Below are 19,927 nucleotides of genomic sequence, written 5' to 3'. Positions count from 1 at the left end.
AGCCGCCGCCGGACGGCGGCGGCAGGCAACCGGTGTCCGGGCTTCACCGCAGAGCCGGACCACGCCTCACAGCTGGTGGCGGACTCCGGCTTCCTGCTGCGCGGGGGTGAGCTGTTCACGCAGGTCGCCCTCGATGGACCTGCGTGCGGCCCCACGCCGGAAGAGCGGCAGTACGGTGCGCTGCTTGCCGTCCTCCACGAGGAGCGCCAGTCCGCCGTACAGCGCGTAGACGCCGATGACGATGCCGGTCCAGCCGGCCGCGACCTGCAGCGTGTTACCCGTGCCCGCTTCGTAGAGACCCGTCAGTCCGAAGCGCAGCGCGGTGAGGGTGAGGAGCGCGGCGAACAGGGGCTTCGACTGCACCGCCGCACCCGCGAGTGCGAGGACGAAGGGGACGAGCGCCAGCAGGAAGACGGCTTGTGCCACCACGGGCCGGCCGGGCGGAGAGTCGAGGGAGGTCACGCTCGTTCCGGCCCAGGCGGCGGCGAGCAGGAGCAGCGCCGTGCCGGCACCCGCGTCGCGGGCGAGGAACGCGAAGAGTCCGGCGACGAACTGCAGGGGGACGACGAAGATGAGGACCAGGAGCAGCAGCATCTCGCTCTGCCCGGTCGGCACCCAGCCGAGTTGGAGCGAGGACAGGACCACACTGCCGATGCCGAGGGCGAAGAAGCCCAGGGGAAGAGGGCTCGCGACGGGGCGCAGCACGATGCGTGTGACCGCGTCGGTGGTGAGTGGTTCGGACGGGCCGGGTGTGTCAGAGGTCTGGGGCATCGTTGCAGGGTACGGGCCGGGCTGTGGTGCATCGCGGGTGCCCGTGCGATTCGCGGACGCCTCGCCGCCCGCCCGGATCAGCGGCAACGGGAGAGGCCCTTCGGTCCGCCGCCGAAGGACGGGGTGTCTCCCCGCGGGGCCCCGGTACGAAGGCTGCGGGGGAGGGTCGGTGCGGCGTCCGTACGGCCGCACCGGCCCTCCCCCGGCTCGCGCCGGGAACGTCAGGAGGGGCGCTCCTCCCGCAGGTCCTTCGCCTTGACTCCGACGAGCAGGAGGACGACGGCGAGCAGCACGATTCCCGCGCTGATCTGCAGGCCGAGCGACAGGCTGCCCGTGCTGCTCTGGATGAACCCGAGAAGGGAGGGCGATGCGGCGGCGGCGAAGGAGCCCATGGAGGTCACCAGGGCGATACCGGTGGCCGCCGCGCGTTCACCCAGGTAGATGGACGGGATGGAGTAGAAGACGGTGAGGCCGGAGTAGTGCGCGGCTGCCAGGACGGCGAGGAGTGCGACGACCAGGGCGACGTCGTCCCCGGACAGCGAGATCGCGACCATGGCCAGGGCCGCCACGGTCCAGCTGAGGGCCGCGTGCCAGCGGCGTTCCAGGGTGCGGTCGGAGTGCCGTCCCACGATGAGCATGACGACGATGCCGAGCAGCGGCGGCAGTGCGGAGAACAGGCCCAGGTCCAGGACGTCGCCCACGCCCGCGTCGGCGATGATCCGCGGCGTCCAGAACGACACCGCGTTGGCGAGCGTGTAGGCGCCGCAGGCGCAGAGGCCGATGGTCCATACCTTGGGGTCCTTCAGGGCGAGGAGGAGTCCACCGTGCCCCTTGCCGGCCGCCCTCCCGGCCTTGCGCCTCTGGTCCGCGTCGAGGTCCTCGCGGACGGCGGCCCGTTGGGCGAGGCTCAGCCAGCGGGCCTGCTCCGGTTCGTCGACGAGCCACAGCATCACCGCACCGGCGAGGAGGATCGGGGGAATCCCCTCGATGATGAACAGCCACTGCCAGTCGGCGAGTCCCGTGCTGCCGTCGAAGGCCTTCATGATGCTGCCGGACATGAGCGAGCCCAGCACGCCGGAGACGGGTACGCCCGCGAAGAACACCGCGGTCATGCGTGTGCGCCGTGCGGAGGGGAACCAGCGCGACAGGAAGTAGAGGGCGCCGGGGAAGAAGCCGGCCTCCGCCACTCCGAGGAGGAACCTCGCGATGTAGAAGGTGATCTCGTTGTGGACCAGTGAGGTGCCCAGGGTGACGACCCCCCAGGACACCATGATGCGGACCATCGTCCTCCGTGCGCCGAGCCGGGCCAGCAGGGCGCTGCTCGGCACTTCGAAGAGGATGAAGCCGACGAAGAACAGGGTGACGCCGAGGCCGTAGACGGCGGAGCCGAAGCCGAGGTCCCTCTCGAGTCCCTGCTGGGCTATCCCGATGTTGGTGCGGTCGATGAAGCTGACGACGTAACAGGTGACCAGGAGCGGCATGACGCGCCAGGCGATGGTGCGGTAGGTCGCCGCGCGGTCGACTTCGGAGGTGTCGACTGCGTCCTGCTGTGCGATGGAGGTCGAGGGGTCGGCCACGACGTACGACTCCTTTGTCGAGGTATGTCGCCGAGAGCGGCGGGCATGGCGAGTTTCCGATGCTCAAGTTGATAAAGTCAACACCTTCAACGGAGATAGCATGCGGCCCATGGTGAAACGTGATGACGGCCGGGACCTGGCGCCGATCTCCGAACTGCTGTCCTACAGGCTCTCGCGGACATCGTCGGCCCTCTCGCGCAGCGCGGCACTCAGGTACCGCCGCGAGTTCGACGTGAGCCTCGGCGAATGGCGCACCATCGCCCTCATCGCGGCCGATCCGACACTGACGCTCAATCGGCTCGCCCGACGGGCCGGCCTGGACAAGGCCCAGATGAGCCGCGTCGTGCGCGGCCTGGTCGAACGTGACCTCGTCCGCCGCACCGAGGGCGCCGGCCGCAGCAGGCAACTGGCCCTGACCGACGCCGGGGTCGAGGTGTACCGGGGCCTCATCGCGGCCGCCAACGAGCGGGACGCGGCCTTCGCGGCACTGCTCTCCGACGAGGAGGCGGAGGTCCTGGGGCGCGCCCTGGAGAAGCTGGCAGACCTGGCACTGCCCCTGGAGAAGCGGGAGCGGGAACAGCTCGACGAGAAGTAGCTGTTGACATTATCAACACGTGGGGCGTACAAGTTGTCGAGTCATCCTGAGGAGGTGGCTCGATGACCGACATGGTCACCATCTGCGAGTGTTTCGCCCGTGACGGGCTGCAGCACGAACCCACGTTCGTGCCGACCGCGGACAAGATCGCCCTGCTGGACACCTTCGCCGACGCGGGCTTCCGCCGCATCGAGGCGACCAGTTACAGCCATCCGAAGTGGGTGCCCGCCTTCGCGGACGCCCGTGAGGTCCTGGAGGGCGTCACCCGACGGCCGGGCGTGGCGTTCAAGGCGACGTGCCCGAACCCGCGTGCCGTCGAGCGGGCGTTGGCCGATCTCGACCGCGGCTCGGGCGCCGAGGAACTGAGCCTGCTGGTGTCGGCCAGCGAGAGCCATACGCAGAAGAACCTGCGCAGCACACGCGCGCAGCAGTGGGAGCGCGTCGAGGAGATGGCCGCCCTGGCGGCCGGGCGCTTCCGGCTCGTGGGCGTCGTGTCCGTCGCGTTCGGCTGTCCGTTCGAAGGGCAGGTGGATCCGGGGCGGGTGGCCGATGACGTCGCCCGTTTCGTCGATCTCGGCGCGGACGCCGTCACTCTGGGGGACACCACGGGCGTCGCCACCCCCAGGACGGTCGCCGCCCTCTTCGACCGTCTGGGCCGTGCCCACCCCGGACTCGCGCTCATCGCCCACTTCCACAACACCCGCGGGACGGCCGTCGCCAACGCGGTCGCCGCCCTGGAGGCCGGCTGCCGGCACTTCGACAGCGCCCTGGGAGGAGTCGGCGGCCACCCGTCGAAGATCGGCTATGGAGCCGGCCTCACGGGGAACGTGTGCACAGAGGACCTGGTGTCCCTGTTCGAGAGCATGGGCGTGGACACCGGCATCGACCCGGAGGCACTCGCCACCGCGTCCCGGGCCTGCGAGGCGGCGTTGGGCCGCCCCCTGCACAGCATGGTGGCCCGTGCCGGATTCCAGCCCTCCGCCGCCGCCTGACCCCCGCCCACCGAGGAGGATCTTCTGTGACCGTCACGACCAGCGGGCAGCCGGCCGACGCGGCTACGGCCGCCCCCGGCACACTGCTCGTCGAGGACCGCGGATCCGTCCGCGTCCTCACGCTCAACCGTCCCGACAAGCTCAACGCCCTGGACACCGCGCTCACCCGCGCCCTGAGCACCGCGCTCACCGCGGCCGAGGACGACGAGCGGGTCCGCGCGGTCGTCCTCACCGGCGCGGGCCGCGCCTTCTGCGCGGGCGCCGACCTGTCGGAGTTCTCCACCCTCACACCGGACCGGCCCGGGGCCGTCCTGGAGCGGGCGGAACTGACCGCACGCGTCCAGACCCAGATGCAGCGGATGGGTACGCCGGTCGTCTCCGCCGTGCGCGGTGCGGCCGTGGGCGGCGGGGCCGGACTGGCCATCGGCGCCGACATGACGGTCGTGGCGACGGACCTGAAGTTCGGCTACCCCGAACTGCGGCACTCCATCGTCCCGGCCCTGGTCATGACGGGACTCCAGCGGCACCTGAACCGCAAGCTCGCCTTCGAACTGATCAGCACGGGCAGGCTGCTGACCGCGGCCGAGGCCCTGGAGCACGGCCTGGCCAACCGCGTCGTGGAACCGGACCAGGTGGTCGACTCCGCGCTGGAGACCGCACAGCGGTGGGCAGCGGTCGAGCCCCGTGCGCTCCGGGCGGCGAAGGACCTGTTCTACCGTGTCGCGGACCTGCCCACCGAGGCCGCGATGCGGGCGGGCCAGGACGTCAACGCACTGATGCGGGGGTTCCGCAGGTGACGGACAGCACCACGTCAGGCCCGCTCGACGGCATCACCGTCCTCGACTTCTCCCGGGTCCTGGCCGCCCCGATGGCCACCCAGATCCTCGCCGAGCAGGGAGCAACCGTCATCAAGGTCGAACGACCGGGCGGCGGCGACGAGACGCGCGGCTTCGAACCCCGTCTCCCCCACGGTGAGAGCGCGTACTTCTTCGCATTCAACCGTGGAAAGCACTCGGTCACCCTGGACCTCAAGGACCCCCGCGGGCGGGACGTCGCCCGCAGGCTCGCCGCCCGGGCCGACATCGTCGTGGAGAACTTCCTCCCCGGCGCCATGGAACGTCTGGGCCTGGGGTACGAGGATCTCCGCACGCACAACCCGGGGCTCGTGTACATCTCGGCCACCGGTTTCGGGCAGAGCGGACCCGACCGCATGCGCAAGGGCTACGACACCGTCTTCCAGGCCCTGTCCGGTGTGATGGCGATGACCGGTGAGCCCGACGGGCCGCCGAGCAAGACCGGCATACCGGTGGCGGACATGACGTCCGGCCTCTGGATCGCCATAGCCGCCCTCACCGGGCTGGCAGGCCGGGGTGTCACCGGCCGCGGCCGCCACTTCGACGTCTCCATGATGGACGTCCAGCTCAGTCTTCACGCCCTCAACGCCGCCAGGCTGTTCGCGCTGGACGAGGACCCGGTGCGCACCGGCACCCAGCACCCGGGGCGTGTCCCGTCCGCGGCGTTCCGGGCCGCGGACGGCGGCTGGCTGCACATCAGCGGAAGCGACCAGCACTGGGCGCCGCTCTGCTCCGTGCTCGGCCTAGCGGAGCTCGGCGCCGATCCGGCCCTGCGGCACAACGCGGGACGCGTCTCCCAGCGGGACCGGGTCATGACCGCCCTGCGCACGGCCGTCGGCGACCGGGACCGCGAGCAGCTCCTGAAGGACCTGCGGGCCGCCGACGTCCCGGCCGGGGAGGTCCGGGACGTACGCGAGGCCCTGGCTGCCCCGCAGGCACACGCGCGGGGCGTCGTCACCGAATTCGAGCACCCCACCGAGGGCACGTTCAAGGCCCTGCGCACACCGCTGCGCGAGACCGGCGGGGATCCGGTACCCGTGGGCACACCGCCGCTGCTGGGTGCCGACACCGATGCCGTGCTCGCGCGGTTCGCCGACCTGGACGACAGCGAGATCGAGGGCCTGCGGGCCGCGGGGGTGATCTGAGATGACCACGGCCGACGAACCGACCCGTCCGGACACACCCCGCGTGACGTGCGCGGTCACCGACGGCATCGCCCGGGTCGAACTGGCCAGGCCCGAAGCACGCAACGCGGTCGACCTCCGGATGTGCCGGGAACTGCGGTCCGTGTTCGAGGAACTGGATGCCGCCGACGACGTCCGCGTGGTACTCCTGTCCGCCCGCGGGCCCGCCTTCTGCGCCGGAGCCGACCTCAAGGAACGGGCCGGCCGGGACGCCGCCTGGGTCCGCCGGCGGCGGCTCGCCTCCTTCGCCGCCTACCAGGCCGTCCAGGAGTGCCGCCGCCCGGTCGTCGCCCTCGTGCACGGCGCCGTCGTGGGATCCGGCGGTGAGATCACGCTGGCCGCGGACTTCGCGGTCGCCGCCGAGGGCACCACCTTCCGTTTCCCCGAACCGCACTGGGGCACGGTCGGCGCCACCCAGCGCCTGCAACGGGCCATCGGCAAGCGCCGCGCCAAGGAACTCCTCTTCACGGGGCGCTCCATGTCCGCCGCCGAGGCGCTGGACCTGGGCGTCGTGGCCCGTGTCGTACCGGACGACCGTCTGGCGCAGGCCGGGGCGGACGTCGCCGCGGCCATCGCCGGTGCGCCTCCGCTGGCCATCGCCCTCACCAAGCGGGCCGTCGACCTCGGCAGCGAGACCGACCTCGACCGCGGCATACGGATCGAGATGTCCGCCATCGAACAATGCCTGTCCGACGGCGGCTGGCGCGACGGCGTGGAACGGTTCTCACGCCGCGGTTCCGGCGACTCCCCGACCGACCGCTCCCTGATCGACAGCTCCGGGACCGACGAAACCGCGACCACCGACTCCGCGACCACCGACTCCGCGACCATCGACGAGGAGCAGCGATGAACCTCAGGCAGGCCTGCCCCCTGACCGCTCACGAGGCGCTGGAGCGGGCGGCGCTGCTGGCCCCCGACGTGGAGGCGGTGGTGACCACCGGGGAACGCCTCAGCTACGCCGCGCTCGCCGCCGAGGTCACCCGTATCCGGTCCGCTCTCGTGGGCGCCGGCATCGGCCGGGGCGACCGTGTCGGTCTGTGCCTCGGGAACGGACCGCGCTGGGTGGCTCTGTTCGTCGCCCTGGGATCGGTCGGTGCGGTGACCGTGCCGGTCAACACCCGGTACACCGCCGACGAGGTGGAACACACCCTCGTCCACGCCGGGGTCACCACCCTGTTCGTCGCCGACCGGGTACTGCGCGTCGACTTCACCGGGATCCTGCGTGATCTCGGCGTCGGCGCGGACGGAACCGCGGCGAGCCCCCGTCTGCCGAGCCTGCGCCGGGTCGTCGTGTGCGGCGACGAGGTGCCCGGCTGGGCGACGTCCTGGCCGCGGTTCCTGTCCGGGGGCACCGGCGACGCCCCCGCGACCGGCACTCCGGACGACGTCCTGCTCGTCCAGTACACCTCCGGGACGACCTCTCGGCCCAAGGGCGTACTCCTCATCCAGCGGAGCATGTGCGCCGACGCGTTCTTCTCCGGCGCCCGTCTCGGCCTGCGTCCCGGGGACCGCTTCCACAGTGCCCGGCCCTTCTTCCACGTCGCCGGCAGCACGCTGTCCGTGCTGGCGTCGATACAGCACGCCACCACCCTGGTGACGATGCCGAAGTTCGAGCCGGCCGAGGCACTGCGGCTGATGGAGCTGGAGCGCTGCACCCACTTCTCCGGCAACGACACCATCGCGCTGATGCTGCTCAACCACCCCGACCGAGCGCGCCGGACGCTCCGCCTCCGGGGTGCGTGGGTCGCGGCCTCCCCCACGGTGATCCGCAGGGTGATCGACGAGCTGGGAGCTGCCGAATGCGTCGCCGGCTACGGGCTGTCGGAGGCGTCCCCGAACGTCGCCCAGTCCTGCTGGTGGGAGGACGACGAGGTGAGGGCGTCCGGTGCGATGCTGGTGGAACCCGGCGTCGAGGTCCGCATCCGCGCGGCGGACGGAACCCGCGACTGCGCCCCCGGCGAGCCGGGTTCGATCCTGGTGCGTGGATGGAACGTCATGAAGGGCTACCTCGACGCCCCCGAGGCGACCGCCGCGGTCATCGACGCCGACGGCTGGCTGGCCACCGGTGACGTCGGCGCTCTCGACGCCACGGGGCGCCTGCACTTCGTGGGGCGGACCAAGGACATCATCCGGGTGGGCGGGGAGAACGTCGCACCCGCCGATCTGGAGAACACGCTCCACCGCCACCCGCTCGTCCGGCAGGCCGTCGTGGTCGGCGTTCCCGACGAACGGCTGGTCGAGGTGCCCTTCGCCTTCGTCGTGCTCACCGGGCCCGGCACCACAGAGGACGAGCTGATCGCGTGGGCGCGTACCCGCATGGCGGGCTTCAAGGTTCCCCGTCATCTCCGTATCGTCGACGGCTTCGAAAGCATCGGTATGACCGCCAGTTCCAAGATCCAGCGCAACCGGCTGGCCGCGCACGCCCGCGGGCTCCTCGCCGGGACGGACCACGAGGTGTCCGCATGACCAGCATCCCCACTCCGGTCACCCGCCTGCTCGGCACACGCCTCCCGGTGGTCCAGGCGGGCATGTCCTGGGCCTCGTCGAGCTCGGCTCTTCCCCTCGCGGTCAGCCGGGCCGGGGGGCTGGGTGTCGTCGCCGCAGGACCCATGCGCCTGGACGACCTCGCGCGTGTGCTCGACGAGACGGCCGCGGGGACCGACCTGCCCTGGGGGGTCAACCTGCCGCTGTACCGGGCGGGGGCCGACGACGTCATCGACCTGCTTCTCGCCCGGCGTCCCCCGGTGCTGATCGCCTCTCAGGGCGGACCGCGCCGCTATCTGCGGCGTTTCCAGGACGTCGGCACCGTGTGCCTGCACGTCGTGGCGGGTGTCGAGCACGCCCGCAAGGCCGCCGACTCGGGTGTCGACGGCCTGGTCGTCGTCGGAGCGGAGGCCGGCGGGCATCCGCCGCCCGCACTGGTGACCACCCAGGTGCTCGTCCGGGCAGTCGTCTCGGCCGTGCCGGACCTTCCCGTGATCGCCTCCGGCGGAGTGGCGGACGGAGCGGGGCTGGCGGCGATGCTCGCGCTGGGAGCGGGCGCCGCCCAGTTCGGCACGCGGTTCCTCGCCACGGAGGAGGCCACCGTGCACGCGGAGTACAAGGCCGCGGTCCTCGCGGCGGGCGTGGAGGACACCCGTACCGTCGGGCACGGTCTCGGACTCATTCGTGCGCTGGACAACGACTTCACCGCACGCATGCAGCAGCTCGAGGAGTCCGGCGCCGAACTCGACGTCCGGCGTGAGGCGTTCCGGGCCTCCAGTCTCAAGGACGCCGCGCTGCACGGCCTGATGGGCGAGGGCAAGGTCGAGGCAGGTCAGTCCGCCGGCCTCGTCGACGCGGTCCTCCCCGCGGCGGAGGTCGTCGAGCGCATCGTCGCCGAGTACCGGATCGCGCTCGGCCGTCTGCCCCTGCCCCAGGTCACCGGCGCGCAGCACGTCGTGGCCGGGTGACGGTCGGGGCAGGGCCCCACAGATCGTGGCCGGTACCTCCTCGGAGGTACCGGCCACGCCCCTGTCAGCCCCGGCTGATCTCGAAGTGGTCGATGCGCTCCCCCGACTCGGCGAGCGCCGTGACCTTCATCCGGGGGTGTCTGCCGGGCTCCACCTCCACCGCGAGGAAGGAGAATCCGGTGTAGCGGACCCGGGACCACTCGACCGTCTCGGTGGCCTTCGCGCCGCCCTTGACGACGTGGTAGGTGTTCACGCTCTCCAGGTCCTTGACATGGCCCTCGTAGCTGTCCGGGGCGGGGAAGTCGTACAGAGCCTTGCCCGCCCCGCCCGCCGTGACGTACACGATGCCGTCCCGCGTCGGGTCGGTGCGCTCCCCGATGGGGACCGTGCGCTTGACCGCGTTCTTCAGGATCGCGTCAGTGCGCTCGTAGACGTGGTTGTGGCCGTTGATGACCAGGTCGACCTGGTGCTTCTCGAAGAGCGGCACCCAGGCGTCACGGACGCCGCCGTCCGAGGCGTGGGCGTTGGTCGTGGAGAAAGCGCAGTGGTGGAAGAACACCACGACGAAGTCGATGTCGTGGCGGGCCCGCAGCTCTCCCAGGCGCCGGTCCAGCCAGCGCGTCTGCTTGCCTTCGCTGATGCCGAAGTTGGCCGGGATCTCGTACGAGACGTCGTTGGCGTCGAGCGCGATCACGCCGACGTTGCCGTGCGTGAAGGAGTAGGCGCCGGGCTGGTGGACGGGGTCCGGGCCGTTGCCGGGCAGGGTCCAGCGGGCGTTCTGGCCGCCGTAACCGTTGGGTGAGTACCAGGCCTCCATGTCGTGGTTGCCGGTGGTCACCATCCACGGCACGGTCTTGGACACCGTCTCGGTCTGCGCCAGGAACTGGTCCCAGGTGCGGGCGTCGTAGGTGTCGGAGGTCTGCCCCGAGCCGGACGGGTCGGCGTAGCAGATGTCGCCCGCGTGCAGGTGGAAGGCGGGGTTCTGCCCCAGGATCAGCTGGTCGTTGCCGAGCGCGTGGTAGCTGACACCCTGGTCGCCGAAGGCGGTGAAGGTGAAGGCCTCGGCGCGGTCCGGCGCGGTGGTGAAGGTGCCGAGTGTGCCGAGGTTACGGGTGTCGGCGGGGTCGAAACCGTCGTGACCGACGCCGTAGTAGTAGGTCGTGCCGGGCTTCAGCCGCTCCAGGGCGGCGTGCACGTAGTACTGCTCGGCGGCCGCGATCTTGCCGCCGTTGAGCATGGGCGTCGTCAGGTGCCGCACCTCCGCGTCGATCTTGCGGCTGAGTGCCCATGGCTTGTTTCCGATGCGGATGTAAGGCCGCTTCACCGCGAAGGGGACCTGCCAGGAAACCGCCATCTCGGTCTTCGGGTCCGCCCCGTACGCGAGATGCCTGCCGAAGGGGGCGACCAGCGAGCCGTCCACCTGCGTCGAGGTGTGGTGCGACGCGATCACGTCCGGTCCGGCGGCGTACGCGGACGGGGAGACCAGGCCCGAGGCCGCCAGTCCGGTGCCCGCGACGGCCGCCGTGGCCACGCCGGTGCGGAGAACACCGCGACGGGTCAGCCTGGCGCGCAGGTATTCGTGCTGCTCGGCCATGCTCATGCGGTCGGCGAGCTTCTCGGGGATTCCGAAACGGGGGATGTCCATGGCCGAAAACATCTACCGGAATTCTGACCGGATTCCGTCAGGTGTGTGAACGCTACACGTACAACCCTCCATGAGTTCCTATAGCGGACACGGCGCGTCACGGAGCGCGACGGCCGGCACGGCGCCGGGCGGAGTGCCGGCGAGCGGTCACCGGCCCCCCTCACCTGGGCATCACTCACGGGCGCGGGCACCGCGTGCGCGGGCGGAGACCGTCCCACGCACCGGGTCGTGCGCGGCTCCCCCACGTCCACGCCGGCCGGATTCCCGGCGGGCCGCTTTGTCTCCCCACTAGAGGAAGTTGCGGTCCGGTGCGTCAAAGGGGTTTCTGGCCGGTGCAAAAGCCATTACCTTCCTGATCTGAACCGGACAACAACGGCCGGGCGCCCTCCCCTCCCCCGGGCACCCGGCTCGCCGGCGCGACGGCGCGCGCCTGTGCTTCACCCCGCCCCGTCACCACACGGAGGTATCGCGTGCACAGGAGATTCACCCGGCCTCTCGCGGCGCTCGCCTGCACCCTGCTCGCCGCCGCGGGCGCCCTCGCCACTCAGCAGAGACCGGCCGAAGCCGCACCCGCCGCGGCCGAAGAGTTCCAGCAGGTCACCCTGGCCAAGGGGGTGGCCGAGACCGGTGAGCCCATGACCCTCGCCGTCCTGCCCGACCGATCCGTCCTGCACACCTCGCGGGACGGCACCCTGCGGCTGACCGACGCCGCGGGCACCACCAAGGTCACCGGCCGGCTCGACGTCTACTCCCACGACGAGGAAGGCCTTCAAGGCGTCGGCGTGGACCCGGGCTTCACCAGTAACCGCTTCGTCTATCTCTACTACGCACCGAAGCTGTCGACGCCCGCGGGAGACGCCCCGGCGAACGGCTCGGCGGCCGACTTCGCACCGTTCGACGGCGTGAACCGTCTCTCGCGCTTCGTGCTCCGGACCGACGGCACCCTGGACATCGGTTCGGAGACGAAGGTCATCGACGTCCCCGCCAGCCGCGGTCTGTGCTGCCACGTCGGGGGTGACATCGACTTCGACGCCCAGGGCAACCTGTACCTCTCCACGGGCGACGACAGCAATCCCTTCGCGTCCGACGGATACACCCCCATCGACGAGCGGGCGGACCGCAACCCCGCGTACGACGCGCAGCGTTCGGCGGGCAACACGAACGACCTCCGCGGCAAGGTGCTGCGCATCAAGGTCAACGCCGCGGGCGGCTACTCCATCCCGTCGGGCAACCTGTTCGCGCCGGGAACCGCGAAGACCAGGCCCGAGATCTACGCGATGGGTTTCCGCAACCCGTTCCGGATGTCGGTCGACAAGCCCACCGGCATCGTCTACCTCGGTGACTACGGCCCCGACGCGGGTACCGCCAACGCGGGGCGCGGGCCGGCCGGACAGGTCGAGTTCAACCGGATCACCAAGGCGGGCAACTACGGCTGGCCCTACTGCACCGGCAACAACAACGCCTACGTCGACTACAACTTCGCCACCGCGACGTCGGGCTCGGCCTTCTCGTGCGCCGCCCCCAAGAACACCTCGCCGAACAACACCGGCCTGACCGATCTCCCGCCGGCCCAGGCCGCCTGGATCCCCTATGACGGCGGCTCGGTACCCGAGTTCGGCAGTGGCTCCGAATCGCCCATGGGCGGTCCCGTCTACCGCTACGACGCGGCGTCGGCCTCGGCGGTCAAGTTCCCCCAGAGCTACGACGGCGACTTCTTCGCCGGTGAGTTCGGCCGCAGGTGGATCAAGCGGATCGAACAGGGCTCCGACGGGACCGTCCAGTCGATCAACGCGTTTCCGTGGCAGGGCACCCAGGTCATGGACTCGGCCTTCGGACCGGACGGCGCCCTCTACGTGCTCGACTACGGCACCGGCTACTTCAACGGGGACGCGAACAGCGCGGTCTACCGCATCGAGTACGTCACCGGAGGACGCTCCCCGCTCGCCAAGGCGACAGCCGACCGGACCTCCGGCACTGCCCCCCTCGCCGTGAACTTCTCCTCCGCCGGCAGCTCCGACCCGGACGGGGACCCGCTCACCTACGCCTGGAAGTTCGGCGACGGCGGCACCTCGACCGCCGCCCAGCCCGCGCACACCTACACCGCGAACGGCCGGTACACAGCCGAGCTGACGGTCTCCGACGGTACGGGCAACACGGCGACCGCCTCGGTGATCATCACCGTCGGCAACACGGCGCCCACGGTCACCCTCGACCTGCCCACCGACGGTTCCATCATCGACCCGGGCGCAGCCGTCCCCTTCAAGGTCACCGTCACCGACCCCGAGGACGGCGCCGTCGACTGCTCCAAGGTCAAGGTCACCTTCATCGTCGGACATGACAGCCACGGACACCCGCAGACCTCCGCGACCGGGTGCTCGGGAACCGTGCAGACCATCGCCGACGGCGAACACGACCCCAACGCCAACATCTTCGGGGTCTGGGACGCCGAGTACACCGACAAGGGTGCGAACGGTCAGCCCGCCCTCACCACGCACGACCAGAACGTCAGCCAGGGCAGCCAGCGCCAGGCCGAGCACTTCGGGGACTCAGCCGGTGTCCAGATCGTCGACAAGACCGCAGCGCACGGGGGCAAGGCGGTCGGCCACATAGAGAACGGCGACTGGATCTCCTTCAAGCCGTACCTCCTCGCCAACGCCACACGGATGACGGCCCGCATCGCCTCGGGCGGTGTCGGAGGGACGCTGGAGGTCCGTGCGGGCACACCCAGCGGCACTCTCCTCGGATCGGTGTCGGTCCCGGTCACCGGGGGCTGGGAAGCCTTCCAGAACGTGTCCGTGGACCTCACCGACCGCCCCGCCGGCACCACCACCCTCCACCTCGTCTTCAAGGGAGGGAGCGGATCCCTCTTCGATGTCGACGACTTCACCTTCACGACCGGTGCAACGACCGTGCGGACCGGCGCGATCACCGGAATCGCCGGCAAGTGCGTCGACGTCGCGTCGGGAGCCAGCGCCGACGGCACACAGATCCAGCTGTACGGCTGCAACAAGACGGCCGCGCAGACCTGGACCGTCTCCGCCGACAGCACACTGCGGGCACTCGGCAAGTGCCTGGACATCAGCGGCGCCGGCACGGCCGACGGGACGAAGATCCAGCTGTACGGGTGCAACAACACCGGAGCCCAGAAATGGGTGCCCCAGGCCGACGGCACCCTGAGGAACCCCGCGACGGGCAAGTGCCTGGACGCGGCAGGAGGGGCCTCCGCGGACGGTACGAAGCTCCACCTGTGGACCTGCACCGCCGGCGCCAACCAGAAGTGGATCCTGCCATGAGCCGACGACTCCGGCGCCTCGCATCCTGGGGCACCTGCGCCTTACTGAGCACCGCCCTGCTGCCCGCGGCGGCCACCGCCGCCGTGGCCGGGAGTGACACACGACAGGCACCGCCCTCGACGGTGGCCGCCGCGGCCGACCCGGCGTACGACGTGCTGGTCTTCTCCAAGACCGCCGGCTTCCGCCACTCCTCGATCGACGAGGGTGTCACCGCCCTGCGCGAGCTGGGCGCGGCCGGCAACTTCACCGTGACCGCGACCGAGGACGCGGCGGTCTTCACCCCCACCGCCCTGGCCGGCTACGAGGCCGTCGTCTTCCTCTCCACGACGGGCGACGTGCTCAACGCCTCGCAGCAGACCGCCTTCGAGGGCTACATCCAGGCCGGCGGCGGATACGTCGGCATCCACGCGGCGGCCGACACCGAGTACGACTGGACCTGGTACGGCGGCCTGGCCGGCGCCCTCTTCCGGGCACATCCGCAGATCCAGCCGGCCACGGTCACGGTGGAGGACCGGGCGCACGACGCCACCGCCCACCTCGGCAGGACCTGGCAGCGCACCGACGAGTGGTACGACTACCGCACCAACCCGCGCACCACCGCGCATGTCCTGGCCTCGCTCGACGAGTCCACCTACAGCGGTGGAGGCATGGGCGGCGACCATCCGATCGCCTGGTGCAAGGACTACCAGGGCGGCCGCGCCTTCTACACCGGCGGCGGTCACACCGAGGACTCGTACGCCGATCCGGCCTTCCGCCGCCACCTTCTCGGTGGAATCCGCTGGGCCGCGCGCCTGACGGAGGCCGACTGCCGGCCCGAGACGGGCTACACGACCCTGTACGGCGGCTCCGGCACCACCGGTTGGAAACAGGCCGGCCCCGGATCGTTCGGCGAGAGCGACGCCACGCTCACCTCCCGCGGCGGCCTCGGCATGCTCTGGTTCCAGGCGAAGGAGTACAGGGCGTACTCCCTGAAACTCGACTGGCGGCAGGCCGGCGACGACAACTCCGGTGTGTTCGTGGGCTTTCCGGCTTCCGACGATCCGTGGTCGGCCGTCGACAGCGGATACGAGATCCAGATCGACGCGACGGACACCCCGGACCGCACCACGGGATCCGTCTACGGATTCCAATCGGCCGATCTGCCCGCGCGCGACGCGGCACTGAACCCCCCGGGAGAGTGGAACACCTACGAGATCCGGGTCGAGGGCGAACGCCTCCAGCTCTTCCTCAACGGGCGGAAGATCAACGACTTCACCAACACCGACCCCGCCCGCAGCCTCCAGCAGGGTCACATCGGACTGCAGAACCACGGCGCCGACGACGACGTGTCCTTCCGCAACGTCCGCATCAAGGAACTCGGCGGCACGACAGGACCGAGGGAGGGCGCCATCACGGGAATCGGCGCCAAGTGCGTGGACGTCGCGAACGGCTCCAGTGCCGACGGCACGCAGATCCAGCTGTGGACGTGCAACCAGTCGGCGGCCCAGAAGTGGACGGTGGGCACGGACGACACGCTCCGCGCACTCGGCAAGTGCCTGGACATCAGCGGCGCCGGCACAGCCGACGGCACGAAGATCCAGCTGTACGGGTGCAACAACACCGGAGCCCAGAAATGGGTGCCCCAGGCCGACGGCACCCTGAAGAACCCTCAGTCGGGCAAGTGCATGGACGCGTCGGGCAACTCCTCGGCGGACGGCACCAAGCTCCACCTCTGGGCATGCCACACCGGCGCCAACCAGAAGTGGGCCCTGCCCGGCTGATGTTCCCCCGACTCCGTCGTCACCGCGGGAGGCAGTGGCGACGGGGGCCGGCCGCTGTTCCGGGCCGGTGACGGCGGCGGGGCGTGACGCCGAAGCGCCCTGCCGCCGTTCCTCCCGTCCGACGGGTCACGAAAGGTCCGCCACCTGCCTGCCGAGGTCCCGCTCCACGCCGTCCGCCCGCTGCAGACCGCCGTCGAGGAGCCGCTTCACCCGGTGGGAGTTCTCGGGCCTGCCGGAGGTGCCGAAGAACGCTGCCAGCGCCGCACCGAACTCCTCGACCGGTGGCTGGGTGCCGGCGTCGACGAGTTCCTTGGTCTTCCGCAGCGCCACCTTGTCGAAGCCGGCGATGCGGCGGGCGAAGGTGTCGACGAACTGCTCGAGTTCCTGTCCCGGCACGACGCGGTTGACGTAGCCGTACGCTGCCGCAAGGTCGGCGGGGAAGTCGTCGGAACCCAGCAGGATCTCCAGGGCCCGCGCCCGCCCGACCAGACGGGGCAGCCGGCCGGTGGGGTTCCCGCCGGGGACGGAACCGACGCCCACCTCGAAATGCCCGAGGACCGCGTCCGGTCCCGCGAAACGTATGTCGGTCGACAGGACGAACTCGCTGCCGGCGCCGCGCGCCCGGCCGTTGATCTCGCTGATGGTGACGGACGGCACCCTGCCGAGCCGGTACATGTTGTCGGCGTACGGATGCAGACCCGAAGCGGCCGTCTTCATGGCGGCCACACGAGAGCGGTCCGACAGCATGTCCCAGTGCGCCATGAAGAAGTCCGGGTTGGCACTTCTGAACACGACGACCGAGAGCTCGGGGTCCTGCTCGATGCGGGTGATCAGCTCGGCCAGCTGCTCGACGGTGTCGGGATCCATCAGGTTGATCTCGCCGTTGGAGAACGTCACCCTCCAGTAGGACGGGCTGACTTCCTGGACGGCGAACTGCTCGTCTGTGCTCATGACACCGGTCCTTGTGGGGATTGGGGGACGGACACGGGGGCCGCGGCCTCGCTCGAGACCACGTCCCGGAGATGGCTCCGTACGGGGCCGCCTCCGCACTGTTCCGGTCCACGCGCCGCCGCCGGTATGCGGGGGCGACCGTGGAAGGCGGTTCGCGATGGCGACGTCGCCCGGGCCCTCCACATCTTCCGGGATCCCGAGATGTCAGTATTTCACTGGTTTCGCGGGCACGCATCCGACCTGGTCGGCGTGCACTCCCCCGCCCGTACGGCGCCGGTCGCCCTCCTGATCAGCGAGCCTCTCCGACGGTCTCCGAGGGCAGGACGCTCCCGTCCCGGTACGTCAGTGAACGCGCCGGATGCGGATCGGTCCCCGGGCTTCTGCCGGCTCTACGGGACGGCCAGCCTGGGTGATCTCCACCTCACCCGCTGCGACAAGTCTCCGCGCTGCGGCACGGGCCGGCTCCATGAGCGCGCGCCAGCCGTCGTCGTCCCCCTCGTAGACCGCCCGCGCGGCGTCGGAGGGGCAGATCGTCGCGCCCGGGCGGCGGTGGGCCAGCAGCTCGACAATGGTGCGTTCCAGGCGTCTGGCCATCCGGTCTTCGATGTCCGTCACTCCGCCAGTGTCGCACCGGCGGCGCCGGGAGCCAGGGCGACGGTCCCCCGGACCCCGGCGGGCACGGTACGCCCCTCGGCCCGGTTCACAGGTCCAGGACCACCGGCTCGGACGGCGTGGAGCAGCAGATGAGGACGTTGCCCTCCGCCGGCGGCTCGACCGGTTCGGGGTCGTAGTCCACGGCCCCGGCGAGCAGGCCCAGTTCGCATGTGTGGCAGACGCCCGTGCGGCACGACCACCGGACGGGGACGTCGCACTCCTCGGCCAGTTCCAGGAGCGACCCGTTGTCCTTCCCCCAGCGGACACTCATCCCGCTGCGCGCGAAGGAGACCGGTGTGCCGTCCTGCGGCATGCCCTCCGGCTGATGCGGCGCACGGCCGGTTCCGGGCTGTGCCACGCCGGGCGTGAGGCCGGCGCCGGACCCGAACGTCTCGGTGTGGACACTGCTCGCGTCGAGTCCCGCCTCGTCCAGTGCCTTCGATGCCTCACTCATGAAGACGGCGGGTCCGCAGATGTACACGTCGGCTCCTTCGGGGAGCGCCAGGTCCCGGATCCGCTCGGCGGACAGCCTGCCGGTCTCGTCGTAGTCCGTCCCCGCCCGGTCCGTGCCGGCGGGCTTGCTGTAGAAGACCGTCGCATGCGCGTCGGGAAGATCCCGCAGCAGCCGGCGAGCCTCCTCGGCGAACGGATGCTCCGCGCCGTCGTGGGCACCGTGGAGCCACCAGACGGACCGCGGTGACCGTTCGTGCGCGAGGGCGTGCAGCATGGCCAGCACGGGGGTGACCCCCACTCCGGCGGACATCAGCACCACCGGGTCACTTCCCGGTACGAGCCGGAAGCTGCCGCGGGGTGCCGCTACGTCGAGCGTGTCTCCGACTCGCACCGTGTCGTGGAGCCAGGCGCTGGCCGAGCCGTGCGGTTCGCGCTTCACGCTGATGCGGTAGGCGTCGGCACCGGGTTCGCCGGACAGCGAGTAACTCCGTATCAGCGGGGCGCCGGTGCCCTCGGGGGTGAGCCTCACCGTCAGGAACTGCCCCGCGGCGGCGTCCGGCAGTGCCGAGCCGTCCGGCGCCGACAGGTACAGCGATCGGACCGTCCGGCTCTCCGCACGGACCGCCGAGACCTTCAGGGGGCGAAAGCCCTGCCATACGGGCGCGGGGGACGCCGCGGCCTCGCTCAGCCCCACGGCGCCCGTGGAGCCTGCCGTACCCTCGCCGTCCGCCGCCTCCAGCAGTGCCCGCATCGATCCCTGCCATCCGGGGCTGAGGGCGGGGATACGCAGCGCGCGCTCGACCTGTTCGCGGGTGTGGCCGGGCAGGTAGAGCACCCCGTCGATCTCCTCGATGGTCATCCGCTCGGGCCCCGAGGCAACCTTGGCGATCTCCTGGCCGGCCTCGATCTCGCCCTCCCGCAGGACCCGCATGTAGAAGCCCGGGCGCCGGTGGGCGACCAGCAGCGCGGCCATTCGGGGCTCGCCCACACGCAGCCCCACCCGGTAGCAGGTGACGCGGGGCTGGGTGACTTCGAAGAGGGCTTCGCCGATGCGATACCTGTCCCCGACGCACACCTGGTCGTCGGGCAGGCCCTCGACGGTGAGGTTCTCCCCGAACCCACCCGCATCGAGGTCAGCGCGCCCCAACTGCTTCTTCCAGAAGTCGTAGGAGTCGACCTGGTAGACCAGTACGGCGCGCTCTTCACCCCCGTGTCCACCGAGATCGCCCTGGCCGTCGCCGTCGATGTTGAGGCGGCGCACCATCCGCGGACCGCTGACGGGCCGCTTGTAGACACCGGTGTGCACGGTCCGGCCACGCCACGGAACGTCTGCGGGCATTCCGACGTTGACGGATACCAGCCTGCCCATGTCGCTCCTCCTTACCTCCGGTGGAGGCGAAGTCGTCGCGGTTCGTGGCTGACGTCGGCGGAATACCGGTCACTCCTGTCACGTTAAGCCCGCTCGCGGCGGGGGGCAACAGCCTCGATGTGCACGCGGACGAGGGACGGGCCGGAGGGGCGGCCGCCCCTCCCCCGGACCACAGGACGAGCGAAGGCAGCGGCCCGCCTTCCCCCTGACGTCAGCCTTCCTGCTGCGTCAGGTCGCCGAGTGCCCGCTCGACTCGATGCGCACCAACTCGCCACTGGCTGATTGATTTTGCTCGTAACGCACTTCTTTCGAGCATCTATTGACATGCAACTGGCGTCACGGCCAGAGTCGTCCCCGCCAGTGCTGCCGGTCGACGC

General features: G+C 70.8%; 15 protein-coding genes. 9 read left to right on the top strand and 6 right to left on the bottom strand.

Annotation, left to right across the window (positions count from 1 at the left end):
* Positions 1 to 66: 66 nt before the first annotated feature.
* Both OG206_RS30855 and OG206_RS30850 read right to left on the bottom strand, forming a co-directional pair.
* Positions 67 to 771 carry a GPR1/FUN34/YaaH family transporter gene (locus OG206_RS30855; protein ID WP_327121874.1) on the bottom strand — a complete coding sequence of 235 codons (705 nt, stop codon included), beginning with the start codon at positions 769 to 771 and terminating at the stop codon, positions 67 to 69.
* A gap of 221 nt (positions 772 to 992) precedes the next feature.
* Positions 993 to 2,348, bottom strand: a complete 1,356-nt coding sequence (locus tag OG206_RS30850) for an MFS transporter (protein ID WP_327121873.1) — start codon at positions 2,346 to 2,348, stop codon at positions 993 to 995.
* A 109-nt stretch (positions 2,349 to 2,457) separates the two neighbouring features.
* Here OG206_RS30850 and OG206_RS30845 point away from each other — a divergent pair, with 109 nt between their 5' ends.
* The 7 genes from OG206_RS30845 (at position 2,458) to OG206_RS30815 (ending at position 9,425) form a co-directional block, all read left to right on the top strand.
* Complete coding sequence (locus tag OG206_RS30845; protein WP_327121872.1) at positions 2,458 to 2,943, top strand: MarR family winged helix-turn-helix transcriptional regulator; 486 nt, start codon at positions 2,458 to 2,460, stop codon at positions 2,941 to 2,943.
* Between the two features lie 62 nt (positions 2,944 to 3,005).
* Positions 3,006 to 3,935: a hydroxymethylglutaryl-CoA lyase gene (locus tag OG206_RS30840; RefSeq protein ID WP_327121871.1), complete on the top strand. Its 930-nt coding sequence runs from the start codon at positions 3,006 to 3,008 to the stop codon at positions 3,933 to 3,935.
* A 26-nt stretch (positions 3,936 to 3,961) separates the two neighbouring features.
* The gene (locus tag OG206_RS30835; RefSeq protein WP_327121870.1) at positions 3,962 to 4,732 is read left to right on the top strand and encodes an enoyl-CoA hydratase/isomerase family protein; all 771 of its coding nucleotides are present in this window, start codon (positions 3,962 to 3,964) and stop codon (positions 4,730 to 4,732) included.
* Positions 4,729 to 5,934, top strand: a complete 1,206-nt coding sequence (locus OG206_RS30830) for a CaiB/BaiF CoA transferase family protein (RefSeq protein ID WP_327121869.1) — start codon at positions 4,729 to 4,731, stop codon at positions 5,932 to 5,934. Before OG206_RS30835 ends, OG206_RS30830 begins: the two co-directional genes overlap by 4 nt.
* A gap of 1 nt (position 5,935) precedes the next feature.
* On the top strand, positions 5,936 to 6,823 hold the full coding sequence (locus OG206_RS30825; protein ID WP_327121868.1) for an enoyl-CoA hydratase/isomerase family protein: 888 nt from the start codon (positions 5,936 to 5,938) through the stop codon (positions 6,821 to 6,823).
* Complete coding sequence (locus tag OG206_RS30820; protein WP_327121867.1) at positions 6,820 to 8,439, top strand: AMP-binding protein; 1,620 nt, start codon at positions 6,820 to 6,822, stop codon at positions 8,437 to 8,439. The genes OG206_RS30825 and OG206_RS30820 overlap by 4 nt, the downstream gene beginning before the upstream one ends.
* Complete coding sequence (locus tag OG206_RS30815) at positions 8,436 to 9,425, top strand: NAD(P)H-dependent flavin oxidoreductase (protein ID WP_327121866.1); 990 nt, start codon at positions 8,436 to 8,438, stop codon at positions 9,423 to 9,425. The genes OG206_RS30820 and OG206_RS30815 overlap by 4 nt, the downstream gene beginning before the upstream one ends.
* Positions 9,426 to 9,489: 64 nt before the next feature.
* On the opposite strand, the gene OG206_RS30810 is transcribed toward OG206_RS30815, so the two are convergent.
* A complete protein-coding gene (locus OG206_RS30810; protein ID WP_327121865.1) occupies positions 9,490 to 11,070 on the bottom strand; it encodes a purple acid phosphatase family protein in 1,581 nt (526 codons plus the stop codon).
* A gap of 470 nt (positions 11,071 to 11,540) precedes the next feature.
* On the opposite strand from OG206_RS30810, the gene OG206_RS30805 reads away from it, so the two are divergent.
* Positions 11,541 to 14,363: a PQQ-dependent sugar dehydrogenase gene (locus OG206_RS30805; protein ID WP_327121864.1), complete on the top strand. Its 2,823-nt coding sequence runs from the start codon at positions 11,541 to 11,543 to the stop codon at positions 14,361 to 14,363.
* Positions 14,360 to 16,123, top strand: coding sequence for a ThuA domain-containing protein (locus OG206_RS30800; protein ID WP_327121863.1), 1,764 nt, complete (start codon positions 14,360 to 14,362; stop codon positions 16,121 to 16,123). The genes OG206_RS30805 and OG206_RS30800 overlap by 4 nt, the downstream gene beginning before the upstream one ends.
* Positions 16,124 to 16,249: 126 nt before the next feature.
* Here OG206_RS30800 and OG206_RS30795 read toward each other — a convergent pair whose 3' ends face one another.
* The 3 genes from OG206_RS30795 to OG206_RS30785 form a co-directional block, all read right to left on the bottom strand.
* Positions 16,250 to 17,074, bottom strand: coding sequence for an enoyl-CoA hydratase/isomerase family protein (locus OG206_RS30795; protein ID WP_327121862.1), 825 nt, complete (start codon positions 17,072 to 17,074; stop codon positions 16,250 to 16,252).
* Positions 17,075 to 17,416: 342 nt separating this feature from the next.
* Entirely contained in the window at positions 17,417 to 17,668 is a 252-nt protein-coding gene (locus OG206_RS30790; protein WP_327122451.1) for a DUF3253 domain-containing protein, read from the bottom strand.
* Positions 17,669 to 17,774: 106 nt separating this feature from the next.
* Complete coding sequence (locus OG206_RS30785; RefSeq protein WP_327121861.1) at positions 17,775 to 19,550, bottom strand: MOSC and FAD-binding oxidoreductase domain-containing protein; 1,776 nt, start codon at positions 19,548 to 19,550, stop codon at positions 17,775 to 17,777.
* Between the last annotated feature and the right edge of the window lie 377 nt (positions 19,551 to 19,927).

Origin of the sequence: Streptomyces sp. NBC_01341 (assembly GCF_035946055.1) — a bacterium.
Taxonomy (GTDB): Bacteria; Actinomycetota; Actinomycetes; order Streptomycetales; family Streptomycetaceae; genus Streptomyces.
The sequence above is the reverse complement of the archived record's forward strand: the minus strand, read 5'-3'. Positions and strand labels throughout refer to the sequence as shown.